This is a genomic window from Vibrio sp. B1FIG11 (genome assembly GCF_905175335.1).
In the GTDB taxonomy this organism is placed as follows: Bacteria; Pseudomonadota; Gammaproteobacteria; order Enterobacterales; family Vibrionaceae; genus Vibrio; species Vibrio campbellii.
In genome coordinates, this window is the sequence record NZ_HG992751.1 from 1,715,461 (window position 1) to 1,739,496 (window position 24,036).

Consider the following 24,036-nt stretch of genomic DNA (forward strand, 5'->3'; position numbering starts at 1 on the left):
AGGTGGTATGCGGCGACTTCGGTATTGCGTTGCTCACACCTTAACAGGGCGTTAGAGCGCTTAATTGATAATATGTGCTTAGTTGTGTATTTTGTTCGTATTAAAACCTGATATATAACAAGGATAAGACATGAAGATGGTATTCGTTGATGCCGAAAACGTAGGTCTAAAAGAGCTAGAAAAACTCATAGCATCGGCAATCGATAAAGTATTTGTTTTCTCTAAGTCTGAAGCGATCAAACAATGCTGCGAAAAGAATCTTTTTTTATATCTGTCAGATTATCCAAATGGTCAAAACCAAGCTGATTTTTACATTGTTGCTTATCTATCTAAAATTCTAACTATGCTAGACAAAAAGCAGTTGGGAACAGTGAGCTTTGAACTATATAGCAACGATGAAAGTTTGATATCTGCCTACGAGTTTCAATGTTCCCAGATGGGGGCGTTTTTCCGAGTTGTTAGAACTAAAGAAGAAACTGTTGTGCCTATTAAGCAACAGAAAAAGCAGCTGTCACAAAGTCCCGAAGAAAAAATCTATCAAGCACTTAAGGTTCCAACAGCTTTAGACCCAAGCTTTCAAGAGACATTGGGGCTCTCGAGACAAGTCTTTACTCGGGCTGTCAACGTATTGTCTACAACTAACAAAATTCAACGGTCCACTGAAAACAAGAAAAAATGGGTTCGGTGCTAACATCGCTCTAACAAACTGTTTAAGAGTGATTCGCAACGCGTGACATTTTTACTATGCGTTGGTTTAAGTGATCAAGGTGGTATGCGGCGGCATCGGTATTGTGTTGCTCACACCTTAACAGGGCGTTAGCAGTCAGAAGTAATAAGGAACTATAGATGGAATTAAAGTATCGTTCAGCTGATTTTGAAGATTTGGAAAGTCTTGTTACTTTGCTTTCAAATGACCCGCTTGGTAGCAAAAGAGAAGACGCGTCTGTCCCGCTAAATAGTGCGTATATTGAAGCGTTCGATGCAATTGCACGAGATCCAAACAACGAATTACTTGTTGTTGAACTGGAAAACTCTTTAGTCGGGATGCTTCAAATTACTTTTATTCCTTACCTAACCCATATCGGTAGTTGGCGTTGTCTTATCGAAGGTGTTCGGATCCATAGTGACTATCGTGGACAAGGTTTCGGTGAGCAAATGTTCTCACATGCTATCGAACTGGCAAAAAGCAAAGGCTGTACAATTGTTCAGTTAACAAGTGATAAGTAGCGCCCTGATGCAATCAGGTTCTATGAAAAACTTGGATTCAAAGCAACACATGAAGGGTTTAAACTCGCGTTGTAAGTTGCTGCTAACAAAGCATTTAAGAGTGATTCGCAACGCTTGGCAGTTTCGCTTCGCTCAAGTATAGCCAAGCGTCGCTCACACCTTAATGCGGCGTTAACTGAATTGATGACGAGGTAAGTCCGATGAAAAGAATTGCGGTCATTGGTTCCGGCGGTTCGGGTAAATCCACATTTTCGGCACTATTAGGTACAGAGTTGAATTTGCCTGTTCATCATCTCGATCAGCTATATTGGAAACCAAATTGGGTGAAAACTCCAAAAGATGACTGGATCAAAATTCAAAAAGGTCTTTGTGAAAGCGAGTGTTGGATTATCGATGGTAATTATCAGAGCACCCTTGATATAAGATTTGAAGCTTGTGACACAGTAATATTCTTAGATGTAAACCGATATACCTGTATCTATCGAGCACTAAAGAGAACATTATTAAGTAGTAAGCGTCCAGATTTAGCTGAAGGTTGCGATGAAAGGTTTGATATCGAGTTCATCAAATTCTTATGGGACTATCCCCAAAAGTCGAAACCCCTAATAATGGACAAACTCAAGACGCTTACAAGAAATAAGCGTGTAATTATCGCAAAATCTGGAGAGCAAGCGCTCCGCCTTTGCAAATCCAGTTAACAAACTGTTCAAGAGGGATTCGCAACGCGTGGCATTTTTACTATGCGTTGGTTTTAGTGTTTAAGGCGGTATGCGGCTGCATCGGTATGGCGTTGCTCACCCCTTAACAGGGCGTTAGGTGCTCAAAGTAATCTGTAATAACCTTTGCTATCAATTACATTTAATTGTGATTCTTGTCAATCAATTGAAAAGTCTTTAATTTTTTCTATATCCACACCTTGAGTGTTGTTTTGTTGTCCCCATATATTCCGTGTCGAAATAAAAAAAAACACTACATATAGTGTCTTTTCGACAGCTTGTTAATGAATAAGGAGTCTCTATGACACGAAAAACAACACACGTAGTTCCTCATCCTGATGGTTGGGCAGTTAAGAGCGGTGGTGCTACTAAAGCTCATCGAGTAACAAAAACACAAGCTGAAGCGGAGAAGATTGCTCGTCAAGTCAGCATAAACAAAAAAGGTGAAATGTTAGTCCATGGAAAAAATGGACAAATCAGAAAGGCAAGTAGTCATGGCAACGATCCTTGTCCACCAAAGGACAAAGCGTAAAAAGGCTTTGAAAGCGGCAACTTTCAAAGCCCTATAAGGATCAATTAGACGGGACGGCAATCCCAATTGTAGACAACTACCCACTGATCATTTCGAATACTAAACAACTTTTATAACTTCCAAAAGTGTGTATTCGTACAGTGGGTCACTAAATGGTGATATTCAATGCAAAGATACTCAAATCGTGGTGGTAATTCTAATGTTCATTCTTTTGAACTAGCTACTGATTCAATTACGGTCAGGTTTAACGATGGAGCCTACTATTTATACACAAATACCAGTACTGGTGCTGCGCATGTAGAAAAAATGAAGCAATTAGCAACGGCTGGTCAAGGTTTGAATAGCTATATCGGTAGAGTGGTGAAAAGTAACTTCGCGCGTAAGTGGCGATGAGCACCTAACAAGCAATTCAAGCTGATTCGCAACGCTCGGCATTTTCGGTTCCAGTTGGTTTAGTGATTAAGGTGAAGTGTTCGGGTAAGGTGGTAACGTTGCTCACAACTTAATTGGGCGTTAAGCGTATTTGTGAGATCATTGATGTGAAGTATAAGATTATTGATAGTTACTGCTCTGAGTTGCAGAAAGTATACAGCACAACTCAAATTTCGTTGAAAGGGGAGGATGACTTTAGCTTTTTCCTCGTTTGTTACTTATTCAAGCTCAATCAACATATGGATTCTATTCGTAAGCTGTGCCCATCTCCAGACGTGCAGCTTGTCGCGCGAACAATGATTGAAACGCTTATCCAAATGCTGTGGGTTGCTCAGAGTCCTATTGAGCGTTCAGCGATGTGGCGTAATTACGTATTCATCGAAGATTGGAATACATTGCAGAATTTACTTAATCGAGGCGCATCTATTTCTCCTGCTGAACAAGCTGCAATAGAAAGAGCATACGAAGCGACAAGAACAGATTATTTAACCAAAAAGTCTCAAGTTCATCGTGAGTGGAAAAAAGGAACCAAAATCCATCAAATGGCTGACGATGTTCAGGCGGGAGATTTGTATTCGGTTCTGTATTCTGGGTTTTCTGACTGGGTTCATGGCGGTCCAGTTTCTTTAGCGCACCAAGTTGAATTCACTGATAACCTAGAGCTAGTTTTAGGTACTGGTGTTCCGCATTTCGTAAACGCAAGCTTTAGTGCCGCATTCCAATGTATGTACCAAGGTCTTCAGATCTGTACACAACATTTTTCTTTGTCAATAAATGAACAGCTTCAATGTATATATGATAAATATGTCAAAGAGTTGTCCGAAGAATAATACGCTTAACAAACTGTTTAAGAGTGATTCGCAACGCGTGGCATTTTCACTATGCATTGTGTTTAGTGTTTAAGGTGGTATGCGGTAGCTTCGGTATTGCGTTGCTCACACCTTAACAGGGCGTTATACGCTTTTGAGGAAATAACCCAATATGAACAAGGTAGTATTCAGAAATTGCGATGAGAATAGTCAGTATTGGGTTGCTCTAGAGAAGCTGTTTCAAACAGAATGGTCTGATTTTCTGTTCGTAGATACTTATAAACCACAATCTAATCTTCCACCGGTAATTGTCGCTCTCAGAGACAATCAAGTTATCGGCGGTCTTGCTTATTCGCGCTTTAAAGAGGCTCATGGCGAATCAGAAGTTATTTGGTTTAATGCTGTTTATGTTTCACCAGAGTGGCGCGGTCAAGGTATTGCTAGTGAACTGATTAACCGAGGTGTTAGCCAAGTATCAGCAGCAACTCAAAGTAGCCTGTATGCTTACACAAATGTACCATCGTTGTACGAGTCATTAGGTTGGTTAGCGGTTGATATTGAAAGTGAGCCAAATCATAAGGTTATGACAGTTTCGTTGTAGTGTCAGCACGCGTATAACAAAGCATTTAAGAGTGATTCGCAACGCTTGGCAGTTTCGCTTCGCTCAAGTATAGCCAAGCGCTGCTCACACCTTAATGCGGCGTTAGGTGCTTGAAGGAAAAGGTAAGTATGGAAATTGCTTTTCAGCAGATAAACATTGATGATTTCGAATTGTGCGTTGCTGCGAGAAAAGATGCATACTTTTGTAGTTTTGGGCATTACGATGGTTTCGACGATTTCATCAGTGGTTATCGTGAACGAGTATTAGACCGGTTAGCAACATCAGGATGGTTCTATATCCATATATTTGTGGATGGTCAGTTTGCAGGGCAGTTAGAGTTTCGTAGCTTTTCACCCGAGCCGGAGACTGGCTATGTGCATCTCATTTACTTAAAGCCGAATTTTCGTGGTTCAGGACTCGCTGCAAAATTGCAGGATTATATTGTAAGCACTTTGAGTAAAGCGGGTTGTTTGCGTGCAGTACTCTCAGTAAGCCGAACTAACCATCGAGCTCTCACATTCTATAAGCGCCATGGTTGGGAGTTCGTGCGCAAGAATCCCAAGCACGATGAAACAGACTTTTACCAACTTTGGCTACGCACCTAACAAACTGTTCAAGAGGGATTCGCAACGCGTGGCATTTTCACTATGCGTTGATTTTAGTGATTTAGGTGGTTTGCGGCGGGTTCGGTATTGCGTTGCTCACCCCTTAACAGGGCGTTATGCGCCCGAGTACCCCACGTTTAGTAGACACTTTACTAAGTTAGATCTAGGGTCTAATTGAGAGGTGATTTATGGCTAAACATCGTAATCCAGCGTACACCGAAGAGTTCCGCAAAGAAGCAGTCCGCTTGGCCAGTCTTCCTGGCCGAACAGCCGTTTCCGTTGCCAAGGAGCTGGGCATCAGTGCCCAGCAGATCCGAAACTGGAAGCGCCAGTTCACACGCCTATCTGATAAACAGTTTAACACCTTAGACGGTGTCGATTACTCGAAGAAAGAGTCCGAAGAGCTTCGGGCGCTAAGGCGCGAGAACAAGCGACTCAAAGATGAAATGGAATTTCTAAAAAAGGTCTCGGCGTACTTCGCGAAGCAGCAAGAGTGAAGTACGAGTTCATCGAAAGCTATGTCGGTGAGTATTCCATTAGCTTAATGTGCCGCACCTTAGAAGTGAGTCGGGGCGGCTATTATAAGTGGTGCCATCATACGCCGAGTGAGCGTTCAAAGCGGCGAGAGCGCTTTGAACAGCTCGTCATGTGTACCTTTGCCCAATATCGGGCACGTTACGGCTCAGTGCGAATAGCCGAAGAGCTCAACGAAGCAGGCTATGCCTGCTGCGTGAATTATGTGGCTGATATCATGAAGGAAAAAGGTATCAGGGCACGTAATGGTAAAGGGTTTAAATACAGCAAGGATGTGGCTGCTATGACGAATGTTGCCGACAATTTACTGCGAAGAGACTTTGAGTCTGAGACGCCAAATCAGAAGTGGGTTACGGACATCACGTATATCTGGGTGAAGAGCCGTTGGCTCTTCTTAGCGACAGTGATGGACTTGCATTCAAGGCGTATTGTGGGTTGGTCGTTAGGGACAACGATGACCGTCGAGCTCATCACCAATGCCCTAAAAATGGCGTTTGAGTCACGTAAGCCGCCTAAGGGCGTCATTATCCACTCGGACCGTGGTGTACAATACAGAGCATATAAATATCAAGACTTCATGCGCAAGCATGGAGGTGTACCGAGCATGAGTCGGCAGGGCAACTGTTGGGATAATGCGGTGATGGAGTCGTTCTACAGTCGACTGAAAGTCGAACTGATATACGCAGAAGACTACCAAACCCTCGAAGAAGCCCGAATGGGCATCTTCGAATACATCGAGGTATTTTACAATCGCAGAAGAAGACACTCAGCGTTGGGGCACGTCAGCCCAGTTGAGTACGAAAGTATGTAGTTATGTACTGTCTACTTTTTGTGGGGTACACCAATCCTCACGCATTCAATTTTGAAGTAGATAGATGATAGAGAGAGCAAATGACGTTAATAAGTTTTGCTGACATGGAAGATAAGTTCATAAAAGAAGTGTTAGAGCAGGAAGCTTCTTGGCACCCAGACGCAGAGTTAAGTACTTTTTCAATGGCTGCTGGGTATGCGATGGGACATGGTTATAAGCAAGGTAAGGCTTATATGTTTGCTATGGATTTAATGGACAAAGGTTTAGTATTCGATGACTAAAGAACAAGATTTGGTAAGTAAAGAGAAGTTTTTAGCATTAAAGAAGTCGTTTATTGAAAATGTAGAAAGCAAAAGTGGCGGATTTGAGCCTCATGACAATTATTGCTGGAGGTCGGTGATAACAGGTTACGCACTAGCGAATGGTTTTTCACATGATGAGGCGTATCAATTTGCGCGCGAAATGTCTCTCTAAAAAAGGTTCTGAAAGCCAATTAAGAACGGATATAACAAATTGTTCAAGAGGGATTCGCAACGCGTGGCATTTTTACTTTGCGGTGGCTTATGGTGATTAAGGCGCTATGCGGTAGCTTTTGTATTGCGTTACTCACACCTTAGCAAGGCGTTAGTGCGCACAGATGAAAATTATAATTAGCAGGATTTAAAATGAGTGAAATTGCTCGTTTCATATCTGGTAAAGCTCCAGATAAATTTGGTCGCAATGTAGAGCAGTTGTTAGCATACAATCACTTCTGGCTAGAGCATGATCATAAGTATATCCAAGTTCTTTTCCCGATAGATGAGGGCACTAAGTTCAATCAACATGCTCCTTTGGTAACTCAAGCAGATCGAGATGCTTTTGCAAATTCAGAAGAATTGCGTGTTGCTCACTTAAAAGCTCTCGACCTCTTACTTGAGTTTTGGGGATTACAGCGAGATGGGTATGAAATTTCTTCATTACAGGCATTAAGTCCTGCTAACTATGTCTGGCTTAAAAGTCATGACCACAACCAACTTCGTCTGACCCGAGCAATTCGTAGTTTGTATTTACTCGGTAATGAACAGATAGCAACTAACATGTGTGACTTTCTAGTGGCAGCAGCAAGAGAAACAGGCTTGGTTTCAGATAAAACGGTCGAGTATTGGCGTAACGCGCTTAAAGGTTGAGGGGGCGCTGAAAAAGCGCACTAACAAACTGTTTAAGAGGGATTCGCAACGCGTGGCATTTTCACTATGCGTTGATTTTAGTGATTAAGGTGGTGTGCGGTGGCTTCGGTATTGCGTTGCTCACACCTTAACAGGGCGTTAGCTCGATATATCAACACCTTCTAGTTAAGGTTCTAGTAAGTAATTACTGATCCAGTAAATTGCAGTCTCTCGTGAAGTCATACGAAAAAAAGCTAAGTGGATTTGTGTCGTGACTTTTTAGATCGTATCAATCCGGATATATGCTAAGTAGGAGTTTTTATGAGAGTTCAACAGTCAAAGATTGGGGCTGACCCAGTAAAATATTATGCGAGTTTAATTGGAATGGAAAAGCATGAGTCTCGCTTGAAAAAGCAAGCCAATGCAATTCCGATCATGACCGGAATTGTCCTCTACAGACAGCTCCCAAAAAATAAGCAATCGCAAATATTAAAGCAAATACTAGGCATGAGTGATAACCAGTTAAAAGCCTCATTGTACGGATTAGTTTCGCAGGTTGTAGCTAATCCATATTGGTTCTCGTGGTCTCTTTCTGACAGTGAGCTTAGGGAGTTCTTTGATACGAATAAAGGGGTGACTGACGCGCTGAAAGTCGTAGGGCTAGATATAACAATTCCGTTGACAGTGGCTGGTGTTGCAGCATTTTTATACTCCGCAAATGAAAAAGGGGTCATTGGAGCTTCACAAAAAGTCTCTGAGCAACTCAAAAAAACGGTTACCTCGTCGCCAGTGGCGCAAGTTGGCATGAAAATGGGACTAACAAAACAAGCAGCATCACGAGCATCGGCAATTCTGGTTGTTATGGTTACTGTTATTGCATACCAAACGAGTTCAAATGCAAAAGATGCTCAAAAAGAGTTGTTACGCAGAGGTTTGCTAAAAGCGGATGATTTATAATGCTAATCATATTTCTAATACTTGCCTTTTCATTGGCGACAATCCATTTCTCTCACGTGCTTTTCTCGTTGTGCCTATTATCTCCAAGTCAGTTACCTAAAGGTGTAACATTACTACGTTCACTAGCTCTTTGCATAATGGCAGCTTGTGCGCAGTATTATACGCTTTCATTGATCTTAGGTTCTAACTTACCTGCGGTATCAGGGTTAGTTTTAGTAATAACAAATACTTTCTTCTTTATAGGTTTTTACTCTGCTTACAAAGCTAAGTACACCAAAGAAAGTTAGTGCGTGAATATATATCAAGCTAACAAACAGTTTAAGAGTGATTCGCAACGCGTGGTATTTTTACCATGCGTTGATGCTAGTGATTAAGGTGATGTGCGGCAGCATCGGTATTGCGTTGCTCACACCTTAACAGGGCGTTATGCGTTTTATCGACTAGAGGATTATCGTGTTTGAGAAATTAATTGTTGTCATTTTAGGCGGTTTGGTCGGTTTTCTTTTAACTATCCTCAAAGAATCTGTTGCTGCGAAAAAGTCAAAAGTGGCAGAAACGTACTATCTTGCAATTATTGTCACGAGTAGTATCGAGCAGTTTATAGTTGGTTGCCGTGAGGTCGTCACTGATAATGGCACCGAAGATCAGAATGGATACACTTACTATCATTCGCAAACCCCAAGTTTTACTCCGTTAGAACTTGAGGTTGATTGGAAAATACTGCCTCAAGATTTACTCTACGATTTGTTAAACCTACCTCAAATGGTTCACGAAGCTAACTCATATATTTCAGCTGTAAGTGATTACACTGCTACACCTCCTGATTTTGCGGAATTTTATGAGGCGAGAGCAATGAAATATGCTGCTTTAGGTTTATTAGCCATTCAAATGTCTGAGAAACTTAGAGACCTAGGTGGCTTGCCGAAGCGTAAAGTAGAATAGTGGGGTGATCGTCAGACATTCTTGCTGGCTCTTCATGAGAGCGAAGAAAGCGAAATTATGCGAAAAGAGTTCCAGCAGAAAATGCTAGATTCTTTGAAGCCTCAGGCACACGCATAACAAACTGTTTAAGAGTGATTCGCAACGCGTGGCATTTTTACTATGCGTTAGGTTTAGTGGTTAAGGTGGTATGCGGTGGCTTCGGTATTGCGTTGCTCACACCTTAACAGGGCGTTAGGGCTTAAAGGAGAACTCAGTGGAATTATCAGAACAAGCTCAGTCATTATTAGAGGTGGTTGTAGGTAGATTAAAAACGGCTAGACCCCGTATTCCTCGCTCCTATATTGGTTATTCAGAGTGCCATACAGCATTGGGTCTGAATCAACAGGGGGACACTTTTGGAATTAGCTTACAAAGGCAGGGACTGAATGAACTTGCTGACTGGACGAAGTATAACAACCTTCCGGCAATAACAGGTCTAATCGTTGATCAAATAACAATGTTTCCAGGAGATGGTTACTTTGAGTTATTTGGAAAAGAGCCTTATAGCTCGGTGGAGTGGTGGCACAAGGAAATAGAAAAATCAAAAGTATTTGATTGGTCAATTTACCTGCGTAAGGAATACGTTCCTCAACAAGGTGAAGTTGGTTATGGTGTACCTGATACAGTTGAGTCGCTTGTAACTCGTATTATTAGAAATACGAAACTATCAAGAGAAGTAAAACAGCATCATGGTTTTGAGTGTCAGCTTTGTGGAACTAGCTTAGAGATGCCCAATGGGAAATGGTATGCCGAGGCTCACCATATTAAACCTTTAGGCGGTGGACATGATGGTCCTGATTGCATTCAGAACATGATTTGCGTCTGCCCAAATCATCATGTTCTGTTGGATTACGGGACTATACGTCTCGACTACGATGAGCTAAAACACAACGATAATCATAAGATTGCACAAGAATATATTGATTATCACAATACGCAGATATTTAAGCCCTAACAAACTGTTTAAGAGTGATTCGCAACGCTTGGCAGTTTCGCTTCGCTCAAGTATAGCCAAGCGCCGCTCACACCTTAATGCGGCGTTAGCTTTATCAATCCAATCGTTAAATGTAAGAGTTAGAATTGTCAAGTACAATGTTGCTTTGATACTTGCCGAAAAAGGGACTCTTGGAGGCATGTAATTGAGTTATTTCAGCTAGTATTTCCTCAATTTAATGTGAGGATAAAATAAATGACTGGCAAAAAAATCAAAGCAATATTAAATCTCAGACGTATAAAACAGTATGGAGAGACAACGTTAGGAAAACTAACTATTGAAGGTATCGACAAGAGTTGGTTTGTTCTCGAACCAGGAGGTCCTGACTCTATAGTTGAGGGTTCGGACAAAAGAATTTCGGCTGGTACATACAAAGTGGAACCATTTAGTGGTACCAAATATAAAAATGTGTACGAATTAAAAAATGTTCCAGGACGGACTTATGTTTTGATTCACGCAGGCAATTATCACAAAAATACGGAAGGCTGTCTAATGCCTGGTAAAAGTTGGGGAGTGTTAAAAGATTCTCATTATTATGTAAGCAATAGTAAAGTGGCGTTAAAAGAAATTTTTTTAGAGATTGGTAAGTATAAAGAAATTGAGATTAGAGTAACAAATCAACTGGAGAAATGATTCATGTTAAAAAATATTGTGATTTTAATTTTTCTAATGTTTTCAAGTTCGGTTATCGCATCTACCCCACGTACAGAGCTCAACCTTCTCTGGATGAAAAATAATTATTTTGTAATTCAAGAACACTTGGAAAGTGATGAATCGAAAATAGTTGTCCCTACAATAAATACTCTGGGTGAAATATGGGTTCACAGGGATGGTGCTGTTTCTGGAGAGGTGTCCCTTTTGTTGTTAGTTGCCTTGACTCATCATACCTATATTACGCTAGCAGTGCTTTCATCAGAGCCCGATTCGTTTTCAAAATGGTTAAATGAATTACAAGGAATAGTTTTTACGGATTTCAATGGAGGAGAAGTTGAACAATTATCTCATGCTAAAGAAGATCTTGTTCGTGCTTTGAGTTTATATATGAACTCAAATCCGCAAGTAGCGCTAGCTCCTTATGGCGAGAGCTTACTTGAACGACTTGAGGGAATTTCAATCCGAAGCGTAGATTAATATGTCTGCTAAAAATTGAGTTGTAGTGTTTCGAACAGAAAGCTAACAAAGCATTTAAGAGTGATTCGCAACGCGTGGCATTTTTACTATGCGTTGATTTTAGTGATTAAGGTAGTATGCGGCGGCACCTCATTGTGTAGTTCACCCCTTAGCAGGGCGTTATAAGGTATTTGATGATAGAGCTTACAGATAAGGTTATTGGTCCCAAATACAAAATTCTTAATCCAATTCTTGAATTGCTCCTGGAAACCGGGAATGAAGTCTTTACTGACTATACGTGGAGCGCTAATCCTACTGGTTATCTTTGTATTTTAAAAAAGCCAATAGACTTTGATTTAATTGAAAGCCGATTTGTATTGCCAAAAAGCATCCACTTAAACAAGCGATGTGGTGAAGTTGATTATGGGTTAGGCACAGTAATCATTTGTTGTGCGTAACCTTATAACAAATTATTCAAGAGTGATTCACAACGCTTGGCGCTTTCACTTCAAGCCAGTTTAGTGTTTATGGCACAATGGTTTAGCTTAGGTGTTAGCGTTGTTCACACCTTAATTTGGCGTTATGTGGTTGGAGAAAAATTATGAATCCATCAGCGGTTCTTGTTCATGTCCCAGATGTAGCGAAAGGGCTTGAATGGTACAAGAAAGCTTTCCCCGAAGCTGTTCCGGTTTACCATCCTGACTTAGACTTCACAGCGCTTGATCTAAATGGTTTCTCACTAGAAATAGTCCAAGCAGACAAAAAGGTTGGTGCTGGTAAAAGTGGTACGGTTGTTTACTGGTCAGTAGATAATTTACGTGTTGCTCTGGCTCACTTTGAAGAACTCGGTGCGTGTCTTTATCGAGGACCAATGGAAATTGAAGATGGGCTTTCAATGTGCCAAGTTGGGGACCCATTTGGAAACTTAATAGGGCTGCGTGGGAAAAACACTTAGTAACAAGTTGGAAAATGCGCCACTTTCTACAGATGCGCATGAATATACTCTGTTGGTGTCTTGTGTAAACACATGGAGATAACTAAACCCCAGAGTAGGTACTCAGCATGTATTTACGTAAGCCTTGCTGAGTACAAAAGAATGCCGTTGGTTTTCGTTAACTTTTGTCGGCCGCAGTTCTTACCTTCTTTGTCAGCAACCAATTACTCTAAGTCAATCACACTGCAGCGGATGGAGAGCGTGTTTACTGCAGCGCCTGGAGATAGGCTTCTAACAAAACTGAGTGCTTTCGCAAGATCTTGGGTTTCAATTTTCAACTTATTATCAATACGTCCATCGTTGGTCATATCGGTATCTACGACACTAGGGCATAAGCAGCATACCTTAACTCCAAAAGGAAGCAGCTCCTGATAAAGCGATTGGCTGTAACTTACCATCGCAGCTTTTGTCGCAGAATATGCAGCAATCTTAGGGACTGGAACTAAACCAGCCGTAGAGCCAAGGTTATATATTTCTCCATACCCTTGCTGCTTCATCTTTTCAGCAATTAAATTGCAAGCCGTGATTGTCGACAGTAGGTTGACGTTTACTAACTCAGAGAGCGTAGCTAGCGAGATGTCCGTATTGCCAGCGGCCAAGACACCTGCGCTGTTCACCAAAACGTCGATGTTTTCATGCATTTCGATAATGGATTTGATAGCTGATTCAACATCAGAAGGGTTATTGAAATCGACAGACGCCGTCTCAACTAGACATGAGGGATACTTTACCTTCAGCTCAGTTTGAGCCTGTTCAAGATTTTTTGTATTTAAGGCAAGTAACACCAAAGTGTATCCTTCCTTGGCAAAGTAATGAGAAATGGTTTTTCCAATCCCGCGGCTAGCGCCGGTGATGATGGCAACTTTAGACATAGTGTGTCCCTAAGTGATGTAATAAGAGGATGTAAAAATTAAAACGGCTCATAGGGGAGTTGAGCCGTTGGTAGTGCGAAACTAATTAACGTTCAGGCGTCGTCAATAATCTAATCGCACTGTCTACCGCATTGTCGATACCTTGACGGCTTTCTAATTTACCAGAGCTGGCTGGGCCAAGTGCGCATGCGTAGAGAGCAAGCTGCTTATCAAATGGTAAATCCAACTGTTCATAAAGGTTTTGGCGGATTTTTGCGTGGTGTTCAGGTTCTTGGTTAGCAAGGTTGACAAGCGTGTCATAAATAAGCGTTTTCATATAATTCCTTTTTTATTGCACGGGGTGCATATGTATTGTATTCGATTACAGTTAGAAGTTAACAAGCACCAATCACAGAAAAACGGTCTGATATAAATTCGCTATGCGAAGTAACTCAATTCGAGATAAACATAAAATACCATTAGAATCATTAAGATAGAAGGTGTTGATTTTTGCAGTTTACTATCTGGTAGGAATGTCGAACTGTCCGTTTATCCGTTGCTCACGTACTTCGGTAACCTTATTTTGTGGCCTTAAGTGATGCTATTTTAGAGCAGAGTGTGGTGCCGTGAGCGTTGCGTCCATTCACGGTTATTTTAGGCTTTGCCACTTCATCACATGCATTCAGTTTGAGGTGTGTCTGAAATCAGACAAAAAGAGATTTGGCGCATTTGACTCTGAAGGTGAGTTTACACAGTTTAAAAAGCAATGGTTTTGACCTGATATCGTGACGTCCAATACATCATTCAGCAATATTGCCTCTGAAGGCTGAAGAATGGTACGTCAACGTACTTAAGTTGATTTTGATTAAACGGATTTAATTTGTTATGAAAAAACTCAGTCTTGTGTGGAGCATGTTTGTGTCCTTGCCAGCTATTGGGGAGCCGACGCTATCATTGGTTGATGCAGCGAAGCAACGGACTCAGTACGACATTCGTTATGATGGAAGCTACTACCAAATTAGCTATCCCAATGGCGATGTCGCTGCTGATATCGGAGTCTGTACTGATGTGGTTATACGCAGTTACAGGAAATTAGGCGTCGATCTACAAGTTCTTGTTCATGAAGATATGAGAGACCACTTCTCTGCATATCCATCCAAACGAATTTGGGGCTTGGTCCGTACCGATAGAAACATTGATCATCGCAGAGTCCCCAATTTACAGGTCTTCTTTCAACGTCATGGAACCGAAATACCCATCTCAAGTGAAGGTCATAATTTTAAGCCTGGTGACATTGTCACGTGGATGCTACCCGGGAACCTCCCTCATATTGGTATCGTTACCGATGATTTATCGACAGACAAACGACGACCTTTGATTGTTCACAACATAGGAGGAGGTGTCGTATTGGAGGATATGTTGTTTGATTACCCTATAACCGGTCATTATCGGTTTGAGCCAAAATAGAAGGAACTCATCTTTTGCAAAAACATTGCGTCGTTCTGGGCGGAGGAGGTTGGATGATGGGAGAGAACCCAAGCCAACTCGACCAATACATCTTGTCTTTAAGGGGCAAGAAGAACCCCAAAGTCTGTTATCTCTCAACTGCCACTGGCGATGCGGAAGAGGTCATCACCCGTTTCCACAATGCTAAGTTGAGTGAAAACCTCACACACTTTCCTCTGTTCAAGTTAGAGAAAGGCTGGCGAACCAAGTTGTTCGAGCAAGACGTGATTTACGTTGGCGGTGGCAATACCCGTTCTATGTTGGCTCTCTGGAAAGAGTGGGGCATCGATGACATTCTCAAAGAGTGTTACAACCGCGGCATCATACTTTGCGGGATGAGTGCTGGCGCTATTTGCTGGTTCGATTATGGGATTACCGACAGCGATCCAGAGGCTTACTCCATCATCAAAGGTATCGGCCTTTTGAAAGGTTTAGCATCTGCTCACTTTGTCGAGAACGACGAGAAACACGATCTATTCGAGCGCTTTGCTCATAGTCATCTTAATGTGATCTGCTACGGACTCAGCGATTATGCCGCGCTTCATTTTGTCGATGGTAAGCCAAGCAAAACCATATATAGCGATGAGAATGCTCAAATCACAATCCGAAATGGCAATGATGAGATTTCAAAGAGATAAGCCCGGCTTAGATGCGCTCACCCGACTGTTCAAAAGCGGGAGTAGATCTCTTCTCTTTTGGCTTCGAAGGCAGCCAGAGGCATTACAATGGCAACAGATTTTGTTGTCTGACAGCTTAAGAGTGTTGGGAAGCTGCCGAGCTTCAATAATTACTGGAGAGCGTGTTGCAAAAAGCGCTTTGAGTAACAAGCATTATTTTGGGGCTTTTCACGTTGTGGCAACATCAAAACAGTACATGGGCGAATATGATGAAGCGATAAACTTGTTCATACAAAGTCAGGCGTTTGCCACTGAGTTGTATTTGAGCTTTAGTTATCAGCATTTGGGCAAGTTGTATGTAGAGCAGGGACGATTGAAAGAGGCAGAAGCGCTGTTTAATGATGCACTTAGCATCAGACGAAAATACGATAAGCCGCTTCTGGAGTCATCGACGTTAAAAGCGCTCCAAGGATTGGAAGAGTTAAGAAAGAGCAGTACAAGGAGTGTAGATGAACCGTAAGATTTGGCTTTTCATTGCCATCGTATTGCTAAGTGGACCTTCCTTGTTGCCTATTAGCCTAGAAGCATTCTTTCTCGTTGATCTCGTTGGCTTTCTGGGAATATGGTCAATCTGTTACAGCTATATGTATGCTATCTGTGCTCATCCTTATACACGACGTTTTTGGGCATGCTTTACAAGTCCGGAGCAGCATTGGCTTACTCACCTTCAAATGATGGAACTGAAACGTCATCCGTCGCTCCTCATTCATATGTTGCCATATCGAAGCGTTGTAGCGTGGTCCATCCCTATGCTGGTTAGTGTTCAGCTCATGGCTGGTTTTCGCTTTTAGTACAGATTTGTGACCGGTTAGAAAGAGGCGATGTAATTGAACTAAATATCAGTCTGTTTCTAATTGCTAATCTCTCCAAAATCTTTATATATCCTTTTGACGAACTTACGGCTAGTGGTTTGATCAGGGCATAGGCGGCTCAAGGAGGAGAGTAATGGAAGCACATTGGAAAGTAATAGAAGCCTTAGCGAACGGCACTAATCCGATAACAGGAGAAGCGCTGCCAAGTGAATCTCTTTACAATGAGCCTATCGTTATTCGAGCAATGTTTGCTGTTTTGCAAGATTTGAAGGAATCATCAAAAGCGAACAAAACCAAAAGAACCATTGAGCAAAGACAGTTAGAAAATGAATCGAATGGTTTACCAAAGAACGCCGGATTGCCTTGGACTCCTGAGCAGCGCGAGCGTTTATCTGAGCAGTTTTCCTCTGGTACGACAATAGCATCGCTCGCAGAAGAGCATGGTAGAACCCGTAATGCCATAACCGCGGAGCTAAAAAAGCAAGGGCTGATAGAAGCTTAACGTTTCAATAAACAGCTTCCTAAATAAAGAAAGCCCCGCAGATAGTGCGGGGCTTTGCAGCGACAACCATGCGTTAAGAAGGGTCGATACCTTTGATGCTTTCGACTTTCTCTTTTCTATCTATGTCTCTCTTGATACTTTCTCTAATACTACGCAATCGCCGGCGTCAAACTTGGTTTGTTTCGCTCAACCACGCTGATCGAAATCGCTAAGAACAGAATGTCTTTCACAAGGAAAAAGTTCGCAATCAAAACTCCATCGGAAACTTTCCATGTATTTGGTGTCGTAACTAGGAAGCTCAATGTCGCGAGGAAGATAACGCTTGCAGCAATACCAGAGTAGTAGGCAACTGTTGGTTTTTTCAATCCAACCAATAGGCCAATTGCGACGATGATTTCTGTCAGGCCAATGATATTAGACACGGCTTGAACTGAAATAACGTTATAGAGCCAAGACATAGCAGGGTGATTTACCACCAAAGGTTCAATGAGTTTGGCTTCGGTTGGTGTGAATTTATAGATACCTAACCAAATAAGAACAAGGGCAACGCCAAATACGCCAAGGTAGTAACCAAATTGTGTCGATTTTTGGGAAACAGATGATGCATGCATAATAACTTCTCCTATAAAAGCATGTTTTCAAATGACCGACAGTTGAATTATAAAATTCTTGAATTTATGGTTATATAAAATAACTAATGTCTATATAGCAAAGAGACGAAGAATAAAAAGGATTGGCTTAGATGGAATTTATTCCTGTAGATTTATCACGTCATTTGGATTTGTGTATCGCGTTTCGAAAAGACGCTTATGAGGTCAGTTTTGGCCATCAGGATGGGTTTGATACCCAAGAAATCACCTCTTGGTTTACGTCGATTGCGAAAGATCCCCAAGCAGGCTTCTTTCATGTCATCAAAGACAATCAAATCGTTGGGCAGTTGGAGTGTCGATATCCAGTTTTAGACGAGGAAGGACGTAAATTCGGTTACATCAATTTGTTCTATTTACTGCCCGAATTCCGTAATCAAGGGCTCGGTAGGCAACTGCAAGATTTTCTAATTAAACTTTTTGCCAATCACGGCTGCGGGTATGCGAGACTGAGGTATATTCCCGGAAATGACGCAGGTGAACGTTTCTATTACAAAAATGGTTGGCGTCCGGTGGGGGAACCTGGTGACCGTGGGCAATTAATGCAGATCGATTTATTGGAGTACATATGATCACAATTCGTGACTTTCAAGAAGAAGATGCCCCGACACTCTGGGCACTTTTCTTTAACACAGTGCGAAACGTTAATCGCAGAGATTACACCGAGCAACAAGTGAAGGCTTGGGCGCAGGAGGGGTTTGACTCTCAGCTTTGGTTAAAGAAGATGATATCTATCCAGCCGTTTGTCGCCGAGCTAAATAGTGTCATCGTTGGCTACAGTGATGTGCAGCCAAGCGGGTTAGTCGACCACTTTTTCTGCCACCATGAATACCAAGGGCAAGGTGTAGGGCGCGCATTGATGACTCATGTACTCAAGCAAGCAGAAGCAAAAGGGCTAAATAGGATCTATTCAGAAGTGAGTATTACCGCTCGTCCTTTCTATGAGCACATGGGTTTTACCGTGGTGAATAAGCAGCAAATCGAAGTCCGTGGTGCTACGTTAACCAACTATGTAATGGAAAGGCACTTAGACAAAAAGGATGTGTGATCAATAAATAATCCTCGCTCAATTAGTGAGCTTGAACACAGATACCGCATGTTTTCTGCGGTGAATAAGAGTTCATTGATCTAACACCAGAATTCCTCCTCAAAAGCGCGCGCATAATTTCTCTTCGGAGTGGCGAAAGGAAGCCAGTTAAAACAGCTCCTTACGTCAGTTATCTCACGGCAAACCATCTCAGGAAGAGAAGTAGTACTATGCGCCCTTATCTCAAATACATCATCCCAACGGTGATCCCTTTGCTTATTTTGCTGATGCCACTGTCAGCGTTTCCATTCGAAGGTATGACCATCATTCAGCAGCGCGTTATCGCGATATTTTTGCTCGCTGCACTCTGTTGGGTATTTGAACCGATCCCAATTTACGCCACCTCTGTGGTGATCATCGTGCTTGAGCTGTTGCTCGTTTCCAACAAGGGCATCATTTTCTTTCGGCTTGATGAGGGAGAGCCTCATTTTGGTGAGTTGCTGCAATACAGTGACATCATGGCGACGTTCGCCAGCCCAATCATCATGCTGTTCTTAGGTGGATTTTTCCTCGCGATGGCGGCAACCAAGTATCGATTGGACGTCAACTTAGCGCGCGTACTGCTTAAGCCGTTCGGACAAAACCCGAAATACGTCATGCTGGGTTTAATGCTGATCACCGCAATCTTCTCTATGTTCATGTCGAACACAGCAACGACGGCGATGATGTTGTCCATCTTGACGCCAGTTATCGCGGTGTTTGGCCCGAAAGATCCTGGACGCATTGCGTTTGCGTTGTGTATCCCTGTCGCGGCAAACATCGGCGGTATTGGTACTCCAATTGGTACGCCACCTAACGCGATTGCGCTTAAATACCTAGTGGGTGACAACCTCATTACCTTCGGTGAATGGATGGTATTTGGCGTGCCGTTTGTCATTGTGATGATGGCGCTAGCGTGGTTCCTGATCGATTTTCTCTACAAAGCTGAGACGACCAAAATTGACCTCAACATTAAGAGTAAATTCTTGAAAACACCGAAAGCCATCATTGTGTACATCACGTTCGCGGGCACGATTCTGCTTTGGTTGATGGGCTCAGCGCACGGCATGAACTCTTACACAGTAGCGTTGATTCCGGTCGCGGTATTTTCACTGACGGGCATCATCAACAAAGAAGACCTGAAGAAGATCTCTTGGGATGTGCTTTGGTTAGTATCGGGCGGTATCGCGCTAGGTCTAGCACTTGATAAAACAGGTTTGGCAAGGCTGGTGGTTCACAGCATTCCATTTGATGAGTTCTCGCCTTATGTGGTGCTGTTCGGTGCGGCGTTCTTATGTTTGCTGATGGCGAACTTTATGTCTCATACCGCGACAGCGAACTTGCTGATGCCAATTATGGCGGCGCTCGGCACTTCAATGGCATCGTTAACACCGCTCGGTGGTGAAGTGACGTTGATTCTAGTGGTGACCTTTGCGGCATCGCTTGGTATGTCTCTGCCAATCAGTACACCACCAAACGCGTTGGCTCACGCCACTGGCCATGTGCAAAGCAATCAAATGGCGCGCGTTGGAGTCGTTTTAGGTGTGGTGGGTGTGTTGCTGAGTTTCTTGATGGTGTGGATCCTTCACACCGTAGGGCACATTGGTTAAGCCATGTACGAGAGCAAATTAGATACGCTTGTAGAGCGTTACTTCAATCATATCGAGCGTCGCATTACGGTGTCGGCAGGCTCGGTATTGATTGAACAAGACGGCTACAACGAGCGCCTCTATTACGTATTGTCTGGCGAGCTTGCTGGTTATTTCTCTGAGGATGGCAAAAAGCAGACTCAGGTGTTTGCGGCATCTAAGGGCGCGTTTATTGGTGTGCACAGTTTCTTCTCTGGAACGTGGACTGCTTCTTCAACGGTGATTGCCCAAACGGACGTTGAGTTAGCGTGGATTGAGCGCAATACGCCAGCGGTAGAAGCGGGCAAGTACGGACCATTAACAGCACAGTTTATGCCAGTGATGGTTAACGAGCTTTCTCGTCGCCAGCGCCGAGCGATGCAAGAAGCATTGGGCAAAGAAAAGGCATTGCAAAAACTGCACACCGCAGAGCAAATGACGACACTTGGCCAACTTGCTGCAGGTATTGCGCATGAGCTTAACAATGCCATTGGTGTGGTGAGCAGTAAGTCAGAGCGCTTGGAATCGGTGATCATGGGATTGCTTGAAGAGGTGCATCCTGAAGCGAGCCAGTTTTTTGATTTTGGATTGATGCAAGGGCAAAAAATCTCATCGAGTGAAGCAAGAACACGAGGACGACATTTCGAGAAATATTACGGTCTGCCTAAAGATTTAGCCCGTGAGTTAGCTCGTGCTGTCCCGACCGATTACCTTAACGAGCACTGGTTAAAGCGGCCAGAAGAGGCGATTCGTTACTGGCAGATGGGGCGTGATTTGCACGATTTGCGCATTGCTTCAAAACATACCGTTGGCATCGTGAAATCAGTGAAACAGCTAGGCCGAACAGACATCGACAAAGAAGAAGGGCTCAGAGTCAACGATTCGATAAACCAAGCGCTTGCGTTGCTACAAAGCGATTTAAGACGTGTCAGCGTGCGCTTTAGTCCGGCTGATTTACCTCTGTTTGTAGGCTCGCAAACCGAGCTGGTGCAGATTTGGGTCAATATTTTAAAGAACGCTTGCGACGCGATGAGAGGTACGGATTCGCCGGCGATAGAGATACAAACGCGCGTGAGCAAGAATAAGATCTTGGTAACCATTGCGAACAACGGTCCTGAGATTGATGAAGCGACACGCAGAAAGATTTTCCGACCAAACTTCACGACCAAGAAAGGTGGGTTGTCGTTTGGCTTAGGGCTAGGGCTGTCGATCGTGAAGCGCATTGTGGCGGGCTATAACGGTTCGATTGCAGTGAAAAGCGACAGCGAAAAAACCATATTTAGAATTAAACTACCGGTAGAGGACGAACATGGACAAGCTTAATTTAATTTGCGTTGATGACCAGCGAGAGGTGTTAAGCGCGGTTCTGCAAGACTTACAGTCGTTAAGCCAGTGGCTCAACATTGAAGATTGCGAGTCTGCCGATGAAGTACTTGAATTAATGGATGAGTTAGACGCAGAAGGCGAGATGATTGCGTTGATCATTTCGGACCACGTGATGCCGGGTAAAACTGGTGTTGAGCTACTAACGGAGATTTCCAAAGACAGCCGATTTATTCGTACGCGCAAAGTCCTGCTTACCGGGCAGGCGACGCATACGGACACCATCAATGCGATTAATTCTGCGGGTATCGACCGTTATTTCGAGAAGCCTTGGCAGGCAGAGCAGTTGGTAGAGTGTGTGAGAAATTTAGTCACCAAGTACATCTTCGATATGGGTTTAGACTACACCCAATACCACGAGCACTTGGATCAGAATGTTGTGTTTGACCGCCTGAGATAACCGCTGAAAACGATAAAAACTGAGCTAGAACACTCGCTAGCTCAGTTAGATTTTGTCGTAGTTTACGAAGCTATTGGCTTAAAAAGAAACTATTGGCTTAACGTGTATCGGCTTGCGCTTGCCACTGACAGGGGCTTTGAGAACCAATAACCTTGCAGATAATCCACGCCCATTTCAGCAAAGAAATCACACATCTTCGCGTCTTCAATGCCCTCAATCACCACTTCGATATTCTGTTCGCGACACATGGTGATCAAGAATTTCAAATACTCACGAGAAGAACGGTTGGTCAGGGTTTTCCACGCCATCGATTTATCGATCTTAATTTGCGTCATCGGCAAATCGAAGAAGCAGTTTAATGAGCTGTAGCCTGCACCAAAATCATCCATAGACAGTGAAAAACCAAGCTCTCGTAGTGTGTTCAAAGGTGCAATGGCTGCTTGGTTGTTATCCAGAATAAAGGTCTCGGTAAGCTCAAGTACAATGGCTTGAGGCTCGATGCCTACTTGGTCCGCCATTGCTTTTATTTTGCTTGGAAACTCACTGTTTAGCAGCTGCAATACGGACACGTTCACATTCACGCGAACTTGATTTTGATAGCGTTCTCGATGGCTCTTAATGAACTGACATGCCTTCTCAAACACTTGGTAGCCAAGCTCAACAATCAAGCCTTTGTTTTCTGCTACTGGGATAAACTCATCCGGGTAGATTTCGCCAAACTCTTTGCTGCGCCAACGTACCAAAGATTCGAAACTCACGACTTGCAGATCGGATGCACTGACGATTGGCTGGAACTTGACACTTAGTGTTCTCTCTTCGAGCGCGTTTTTCAAGCCTTGCTCGATAAAGAAATAACGATCCACAGCATACTGGGTTTTCTGACTGTATACCGCGATGCGGTCTTTGTTTTTCTCGTTTGCGTATTGGCAAGTGCGCGCAGCTTTGCGAACGATTTCTTCGGCGGAATGCTCAGGGTCAATGCAAGGGTATAGTCCAATGCTGATATTGCTGCCTAAGTATTGACCTTTTTCAACCACCGCATCGTGATAATTCCGCTTGATGGTTTTTGCGTAAACTTGCAGATCTTCAAGCGGCACTTCATCAAGCACTAAAATCGCAAAGTCATCGTCGTGGACTCGATAGACGGTACAGTTTGGAGAAGGTAGGTGGCTTAAGGTTTGCAGCAGCTTCTCGACCAAGCCGTCGACGAGCTCACTGCCGTATTGGTTAAGGTAAGATTTGATTTCTTCAATCTGAATATAAAAAATCGATGCATGCGTACTCTTAGACTCGATTAACTCATTAATATTCAAAAGCAAGTGCGCACGGTTTGCCATGCCAGATGCATTATCATGAAATGCCACTTGGTGAATATAGCTTTCCATTAACTTTCGTTCAGAAATATCTCGATGGCTGCCGACCATGTAGTGACCGTGCTCGGTTTCTTTGGTCATTGCCACACCTTCAATCCAAACATATTGACCGTTTGGTTTGCGAAGACGATAGGTGGTTGTCACACGTTCGTTGTTGGTATTGATGTGGGCGTCAACACGTTTCGATAAGCGCTCTCTGTCTAACGGATGCACCAACTCTAGCCATTGGTCGAGGTTGACGCGTCCTGCGTTGATGCCGAACTGCTCATAAAAGCATTGGTTGTAAAAAACCATACTACCGAACTCGTTCATGTAGAAGAGCCCTTCATTAAACACATCGAAGATATGAATGAAGCGTTGTTCAACGATCTGCAGAAACTCACGATCGTGCTCTGAAATGATTTGATCAACCTTGTTGGTCAAGATACTGCCTCCGCAATCCTATTTGCTGTGGAGATGAGTAAATAAATCGGGCTACACGCAAATGACATATTTTTGAAGTTTGTCCTTCTACACTGCAAATGAAACAAGTTGAACCAGATGGAAAGTCTGTTTTGTTAACGAGCCTAAAAGTTTCTGTGCAAGAGAATAATTATTAGAGTATTGCGACTAATAATCGGCATTTATAAAACTTAGTCAACAGTAAATACTATTTGTATTAAGAAGTTATTGATTCATCACCCAAAATGCCTAAATAGTCTTCATCTGTGTTGATTGTTTGAACTATCTCCATAAATTAAATA

The 24,036-nt window shown here is 43.0% G+C and carries 33 protein-coding genes and 2 pseudogenes; 31 read left to right on the plus strand and 4 right to left on the minus strand.

The features are described 5' to 3' along the window. Positions 1-130: 130 nt before the first annotated feature. The 21 genes and pseudogenes from KHO06_RS08185 to KHO06_RS08320 all read left to right on the plus strand — a co-directional run bounded on the left by KHO06_RS08185 (position 131) and on the right by KHO06_RS08320 (position 12,409). Entirely contained in the window at positions 131-691 is a 561-nt protein-coding gene (locus KHO06_RS08185; protein WP_212582393.1) for a hypothetical protein, read from the plus strand. Between the two features lie 155 nt (positions 692-846). Continuing rightward, a pseudogene (locus KHO06_RS08195) lies at positions 847-1,302 on the plus strand (GNAT family N-acetyltransferase). 125 nt (positions 1,303-1,427) lie between these two features. Further along, positions 1,428-1,925 carry a DNA topology modulation protein gene (locus KHO06_RS08200; protein ID WP_203346227.1) on the plus strand — a complete coding sequence of 166 codons (498 nt, stop codon included), beginning with the start codon at positions 1,428-1,430 and terminating at the stop codon, positions 1,923-1,925. Further along, positions 1,888-2,032, plus strand: a pseudogene (locus KHO06_RS08205) (DUF3265 domain-containing protein). The gene KHO06_RS08200 and the pseudogene KHO06_RS08205 overlap by 38 nt, the downstream one beginning before the upstream one ends. A gap of 212 nt (positions 2,033-2,244) precedes the next feature. Then, entirely contained in the window at positions 2,245-2,475 is a 231-nt protein-coding gene (locus tag KHO06_RS08210) for a DUF2188 domain-containing protein (RefSeq protein ID WP_045070025.1), read from the plus strand. A gap of 165 nt (positions 2,476-2,640) precedes the next feature. Continuing rightward, entirely contained in the window at positions 2,641-2,868 is a 228-nt protein-coding gene (locus tag KHO06_RS08215) for a hypothetical protein (RefSeq protein ID WP_045494146.1), read from the plus strand. Between the two features lie 146 nt (positions 2,869-3,014). Continuing rightward, the gene (locus KHO06_RS08220) at positions 3,015-3,737 is read left to right on the plus strand and encodes a DUF5677 domain-containing protein (RefSeq protein WP_212582394.1); all 723 of its coding nucleotides are present in this window, start codon (positions 3,015-3,017) and stop codon (positions 3,735-3,737) included. Between the two features lie 151 nt (positions 3,738-3,888). Then, complete coding sequence (locus KHO06_RS08230; protein WP_212582395.1) at positions 3,889-4,317, plus strand: GNAT family N-acetyltransferase; 429 nt, start codon at positions 3,889-3,891, stop codon at positions 4,315-4,317. A gap of 128 nt (positions 4,318-4,445) precedes the next feature. Continuing rightward, a complete protein-coding gene (locus KHO06_RS08235; protein WP_054757529.1) occupies positions 4,446-4,922 on the plus strand; it encodes a GNAT family N-acetyltransferase in 477 nt (158 codons plus the stop codon). A 188-nt stretch (positions 4,923-5,110) separates the two neighbouring features. Continuing rightward, a complete protein-coding gene (locus tag KHO06_RS08245; protein ID WP_004413754.1) occupies positions 5,111-5,419 on the plus strand; it encodes a transposase in 309 nt (102 codons plus the stop codon). After that, complete coding sequence (locus tag KHO06_RS08250) at positions 5,416-6,267, plus strand: IS3 family transposase (RefSeq protein ID WP_053307556.1); 852 nt, start codon at positions 5,416-5,418, stop codon at positions 6,265-6,267. Before KHO06_RS08245 ends, KHO06_RS08250 begins: the two co-directional genes overlap by 4 nt. 80 nt (positions 6,268-6,347) lie before the next feature. Further along, the gene (locus tag KHO06_RS08255; RefSeq protein ID WP_054757562.1) at positions 6,348-6,548 is read left to right on the plus strand and encodes a hypothetical protein; all 201 of its coding nucleotides are present in this window, start codon (positions 6,348-6,350) and stop codon (positions 6,546-6,548) included. Then, positions 6,541-6,741 (plus strand): hypothetical protein, encoded by a 201-nt coding sequence (locus KHO06_RS08260; RefSeq protein ID WP_025543657.1) that lies wholly within the window; start codon positions 6,541-6,543, stop codon positions 6,739-6,741. The genes KHO06_RS08255 and KHO06_RS08260 overlap by 8 nt, the downstream gene beginning before the upstream one ends. 191 nt (positions 6,742-6,932) lie before the next feature. After that, positions 6,933-7,433, plus strand: a complete 501-nt coding sequence (locus KHO06_RS08265; protein WP_212582397.1) for an opioid growth factor receptor-related protein — start codon at positions 6,933-6,935, stop codon at positions 7,431-7,433. A gap of 300 nt (positions 7,434-7,733) precedes the next feature. Continuing rightward, positions 7,734-8,369: a hypothetical protein gene (locus tag KHO06_RS08275; protein ID WP_212582398.1), complete on the plus strand. Its 636-nt coding sequence runs from the start codon at positions 7,734-7,736 to the stop codon at positions 8,367-8,369. 453 nt (positions 8,370-8,822) lie between these two features. Then, entirely contained in the window at positions 8,823-9,311 is a 489-nt protein-coding gene (locus KHO06_RS08285; RefSeq protein WP_244858394.1) for a hypothetical protein, read from the plus strand. Positions 9,312-9,564: 253 nt separating this feature from the next. After that, positions 9,565-10,305, plus strand: coding sequence for an HNH endonuclease (locus KHO06_RS08295; RefSeq protein ID WP_212582400.1), 741 nt, complete (start codon positions 9,565-9,567; stop codon positions 10,303-10,305). 234 nt (positions 10,306-10,539) lie between these two features. After that, entirely contained in the window at positions 10,540-10,977 is a 438-nt protein-coding gene (locus KHO06_RS08300; RefSeq protein WP_045374767.1) for a DUF5675 family protein, read from the plus strand. Between the two features lie 3 nt (positions 10,978-10,980). Then, positions 10,981-11,475, plus strand: a complete 495-nt coding sequence (locus tag KHO06_RS08305) for a hypothetical protein (protein ID WP_052437393.1) — start codon at positions 10,981-10,983, stop codon at positions 11,473-11,475. Between the two features lie 173 nt (positions 11,476-11,648). Beyond that, on the plus strand, positions 11,649-11,912 hold the full coding sequence (locus KHO06_RS08315) for a hypothetical protein (RefSeq protein WP_043883647.1): 264 nt from the start codon (positions 11,649-11,651) through the stop codon (positions 11,910-11,912). Positions 11,913-12,055: 143 nt separating this feature from the next. Continuing rightward, on the plus strand, positions 12,056-12,409 hold the full coding sequence (locus KHO06_RS08320) for a VOC family protein (protein WP_077262479.1): 354 nt from the start codon (positions 12,056-12,058) through the stop codon (positions 12,407-12,409). A gap of 203 nt (positions 12,410-12,612) precedes the next feature. Here KHO06_RS08320 and KHO06_RS08325 read toward each other — a convergent pair whose 3' ends face one another. Then, a complete protein-coding gene (locus KHO06_RS08325; protein WP_050905809.1) occupies positions 12,613-13,320 on the minus strand; it encodes an SDR family NAD(P)-dependent oxidoreductase in 708 nt (235 codons plus the stop codon). Positions 13,321-13,405: 85 nt separating this feature from the next. After that, positions 13,406-13,636 (minus strand): PAS factor family protein, encoded by a 231-nt coding sequence (locus KHO06_RS08330; protein ID WP_005433781.1) that lies wholly within the window; start codon positions 13,634-13,636, stop codon positions 13,406-13,408. Positions 13,637-14,184: 548 nt separating this feature from the next. On the opposite strand from KHO06_RS08330, the gene KHO06_RS08335 reads away from it, so the two are divergent. From KHO06_RS08335 to KHO06_RS08355, 5 genes are all read left to right on the plus strand, one after another. Next, positions 14,185-14,766, plus strand: coding sequence for a DUF1287 domain-containing protein (locus KHO06_RS08335; RefSeq protein ID WP_212582402.1), 582 nt, complete (start codon positions 14,185-14,187; stop codon positions 14,764-14,766). Between the two features lie 14 nt (positions 14,767-14,780). Continuing rightward, positions 14,781-15,443 (plus strand): peptidase E, encoded by a 663-nt coding sequence (locus tag KHO06_RS08340; protein ID WP_212582403.1) that lies wholly within the window; start codon positions 14,781-14,783, stop codon positions 15,441-15,443. Beyond that, positions 15,421-15,942 (plus strand): tetratricopeptide repeat protein, encoded by a 522-nt coding sequence (locus tag KHO06_RS08345; protein WP_244858395.1) that lies wholly within the window; start codon positions 15,421-15,423, stop codon positions 15,940-15,942. The genes KHO06_RS08340 and KHO06_RS08345 overlap by 23 nt, the downstream gene beginning before the upstream one ends. Next, entirely contained in the window at positions 15,932-16,273 is a 342-nt protein-coding gene (locus tag KHO06_RS08350) for a hypothetical protein (RefSeq protein ID WP_212582404.1), read from the plus strand. Before KHO06_RS08345 ends, KHO06_RS08350 begins: the two co-directional genes overlap by 11 nt. A 154-nt stretch (positions 16,274-16,427) precedes the next feature. Beyond that, positions 16,428-16,796: a hypothetical protein gene (locus KHO06_RS08355; protein ID WP_212582405.1), complete on the plus strand. Its 369-nt coding sequence runs from the start codon at positions 16,428-16,430 to the stop codon at positions 16,794-16,796. 149 nt (positions 16,797-16,945) lie between these two features. Here the strand turns inward: KHO06_RS08355 and KHO06_RS08360 are convergent, their stop codons facing one another. Continuing rightward, complete coding sequence (locus KHO06_RS08360; RefSeq protein WP_212582406.1) at positions 16,946-17,407, minus strand: DUF417 family protein; 462 nt, start codon at positions 17,405-17,407, stop codon at positions 16,946-16,948. Between the two features lie 131 nt (positions 17,408-17,538). Here KHO06_RS08360 and KHO06_RS08365 point away from each other — a divergent pair, with 131 nt between their 5' ends. From KHO06_RS08365 to KHO06_RS08385, 5 genes are all read left to right on the plus strand, one after another. Next, on the plus strand, positions 17,539-18,015 hold the full coding sequence (locus tag KHO06_RS08365; protein ID WP_212582407.1) for a GNAT family N-acetyltransferase: 477 nt from the start codon (positions 17,539-17,541) through the stop codon (positions 18,013-18,015). Then, positions 18,012-18,491: a GNAT family N-acetyltransferase gene (locus KHO06_RS08370; protein WP_051117451.1), complete on the plus strand. Its 480-nt coding sequence runs from the start codon at positions 18,012-18,014 to the stop codon at positions 18,489-18,491. Before KHO06_RS08365 ends, KHO06_RS08370 begins: the two co-directional genes overlap by 4 nt. Before the next feature lie 209 nt (positions 18,492-18,700). Continuing rightward, a complete protein-coding gene (locus KHO06_RS08375) occupies positions 18,701-20,119 on the plus strand; it encodes an SLC13 family permease (protein ID WP_005433728.1) in 1,419 nt (472 codons plus the stop codon). A 3-nt stretch (positions 20,120-20,122) separates the two neighbouring features. Next, positions 20,123-21,460 carry an ATP-binding protein gene (locus KHO06_RS08380; protein ID WP_212582408.1) on the plus strand — a complete coding sequence of 446 codons (1,338 nt, stop codon included), beginning with the start codon at positions 20,123-20,125 and terminating at the stop codon, positions 21,458-21,460. After that, positions 21,447-21,920: a response regulator gene (locus KHO06_RS08385; RefSeq protein ID WP_038889456.1), complete on the plus strand. Its 474-nt coding sequence runs from the start codon at positions 21,447-21,449 to the stop codon at positions 21,918-21,920. Before KHO06_RS08380 ends, KHO06_RS08385 begins: the two co-directional genes overlap by 14 nt. A gap of 89 nt (positions 21,921-22,009) precedes the next feature. Here KHO06_RS08385 and KHO06_RS08390 read toward each other — a convergent pair whose 3' ends face one another. After that, entirely contained in the window at positions 22,010-23,716 is a 1,707-nt protein-coding gene (locus tag KHO06_RS08390; protein ID WP_212582409.1) for an EAL domain-containing protein, read from the minus strand. Between the last annotated feature and the right edge of the window lie 320 nt (positions 23,717-24,036).

Bases quoted from the DNA above. Each gene is read 5' to 3' on its own strand.
- KHO06_RS08185 (WP_212582393.1), top strand. From the start codon at position 131: ATGAAGATGGTATTCGTTGATGCCGAAAACGTAGGTCTAAAAGAGCTA.
- KHO06_RS08200 (WP_203346227.1), top strand. From the start codon at position 1,428: ATGAAAAGAATTGCGGTCATTGGTTCCGGCGGTTCGGGTAAATCCACA.
- KHO06_RS08210 (WP_045070025.1), top strand. From the start codon at position 2,245: ATGACACGAAAAACAACACACGTAGTTCCTCATCCTGATGGTTGGGCA.
- KHO06_RS08215 (WP_045494146.1), top strand. From the start codon at position 2,641: ATGCAAAGATACTCAAATCGTGGTGGTAATTCTAATGTTCATTCTTTT.
- KHO06_RS08230 (WP_212582395.1), top strand. From the start codon at position 3,889: ATGAACAAGGTAGTATTCAGAAATTGCGATGAGAATAGTCAGTATTGG.
- KHO06_RS08235 (WP_054757529.1), top strand. From the start codon at position 4,446: ATGGAAATTGCTTTTCAGCAGATAAACATTGATGATTTCGAATTGTGC.
- KHO06_RS08245 (WP_004413754.1), top strand. From the start codon at position 5,111: ATGGCTAAACATCGTAATCCAGCGTACACCGAAGAGTTCCGCAAAGAA.
- KHO06_RS08255 (WP_054757562.1), top strand. From the start codon at position 6,348: ATGACGTTAATAAGTTTTGCTGACATGGAAGATAAGTTCATAAAAGAA.
- KHO06_RS08260 (WP_025543657.1), top strand. From the start codon at position 6,541: ATGACTAAAGAACAAGATTTGGTAAGTAAAGAGAAGTTTTTAGCATTA.
- KHO06_RS08265 (WP_212582397.1), top strand. From the start codon at position 6,933: ATGAGTGAAATTGCTCGTTTCATATCTGGTAAAGCTCCAGATAAATTT.
- KHO06_RS08275 (WP_212582398.1), top strand. From the start codon at position 7,734: ATGAGAGTTCAACAGTCAAAGATTGGGGCTGACCCAGTAAAATATTAT.
- KHO06_RS08300 (WP_045374767.1), top strand. From the start codon at position 10,540: ATGACTGGCAAAAAAATCAAAGCAATATTAAATCTCAGACGTATAAAA.
- KHO06_RS08305 (WP_052437393.1), top strand. From the start codon at position 10,981: ATGTTAAAAAATATTGTGATTTTAATTTTTCTAATGTTTTCAAGTTCG.
- KHO06_RS08315 (WP_043883647.1), top strand. From the start codon at position 11,649: ATGATAGAGCTTACAGATAAGGTTATTGGTCCCAAATACAAAATTCTT.
- KHO06_RS08320 (WP_077262479.1), top strand. From the start codon at position 12,056: ATGAATCCATCAGCGGTTCTTGTTCATGTCCCAGATGTAGCGAAAGGG.
- KHO06_RS08325 (WP_050905809.1), bottom strand. From the start codon at position 13,320: ATGTCTAAAGTTGCCATCATCACCGGCGCTAGCCGCGGGATTGGAAAA.
- KHO06_RS08330 (WP_005433781.1), bottom strand. From the start codon at position 13,636: ATGAAAACGCTTATTTATGACACGCTTGTCAACCTTGCTAACCAAGAA.
- KHO06_RS08335 (WP_212582402.1), top strand. From the start codon at position 14,185: ATGAAAAAACTCAGTCTTGTGTGGAGCATGTTTGTGTCCTTGCCAGCT.
- KHO06_RS08345 (WP_244858395.1), top strand. From the start codon at position 15,421: ATGATGAGATTTCAAAGAGATAAGCCCGGCTTAGATGCGCTCACCCGA.
- KHO06_RS08350 (WP_212582404.1), top strand. From the start codon at position 15,932: ATGAACCGTAAGATTTGGCTTTTCATTGCCATCGTATTGCTAAGTGGA.
- KHO06_RS08355 (WP_212582405.1), top strand. From the start codon at position 16,428: ATGGAAGCACATTGGAAAGTAATAGAAGCCTTAGCGAACGGCACTAAT.
- KHO06_RS08360 (WP_212582406.1), bottom strand. From the start codon at position 17,407: ATGCATGCATCATCTGTTTCCCAAAAATCGACACAATTTGGTTACTAC.
- KHO06_RS08365 (WP_212582407.1), top strand. From the start codon at position 17,539: ATGGAATTTATTCCTGTAGATTTATCACGTCATTTGGATTTGTGTATC.
- KHO06_RS08370 (WP_051117451.1), top strand. From the start codon at position 18,012: ATGATCACAATTCGTGACTTTCAAGAAGAAGATGCCCCGACACTCTGG.
- KHO06_RS08375 (WP_005433728.1), top strand. From the start codon at position 18,701: ATGCGCCCTTATCTCAAATACATCATCCCAACGGTGATCCCTTTGCTT.
- KHO06_RS08380 (WP_212582408.1), top strand. From the start codon at position 20,123: ATGTACGAGAGCAAATTAGATACGCTTGTAGAGCGTTACTTCAATCAT.
- KHO06_RS08385 (WP_038889456.1), top strand. From the start codon at position 21,447: ATGGACAAGCTTAATTTAATTTGCGTTGATGACCAGCGAGAGGTGTTA.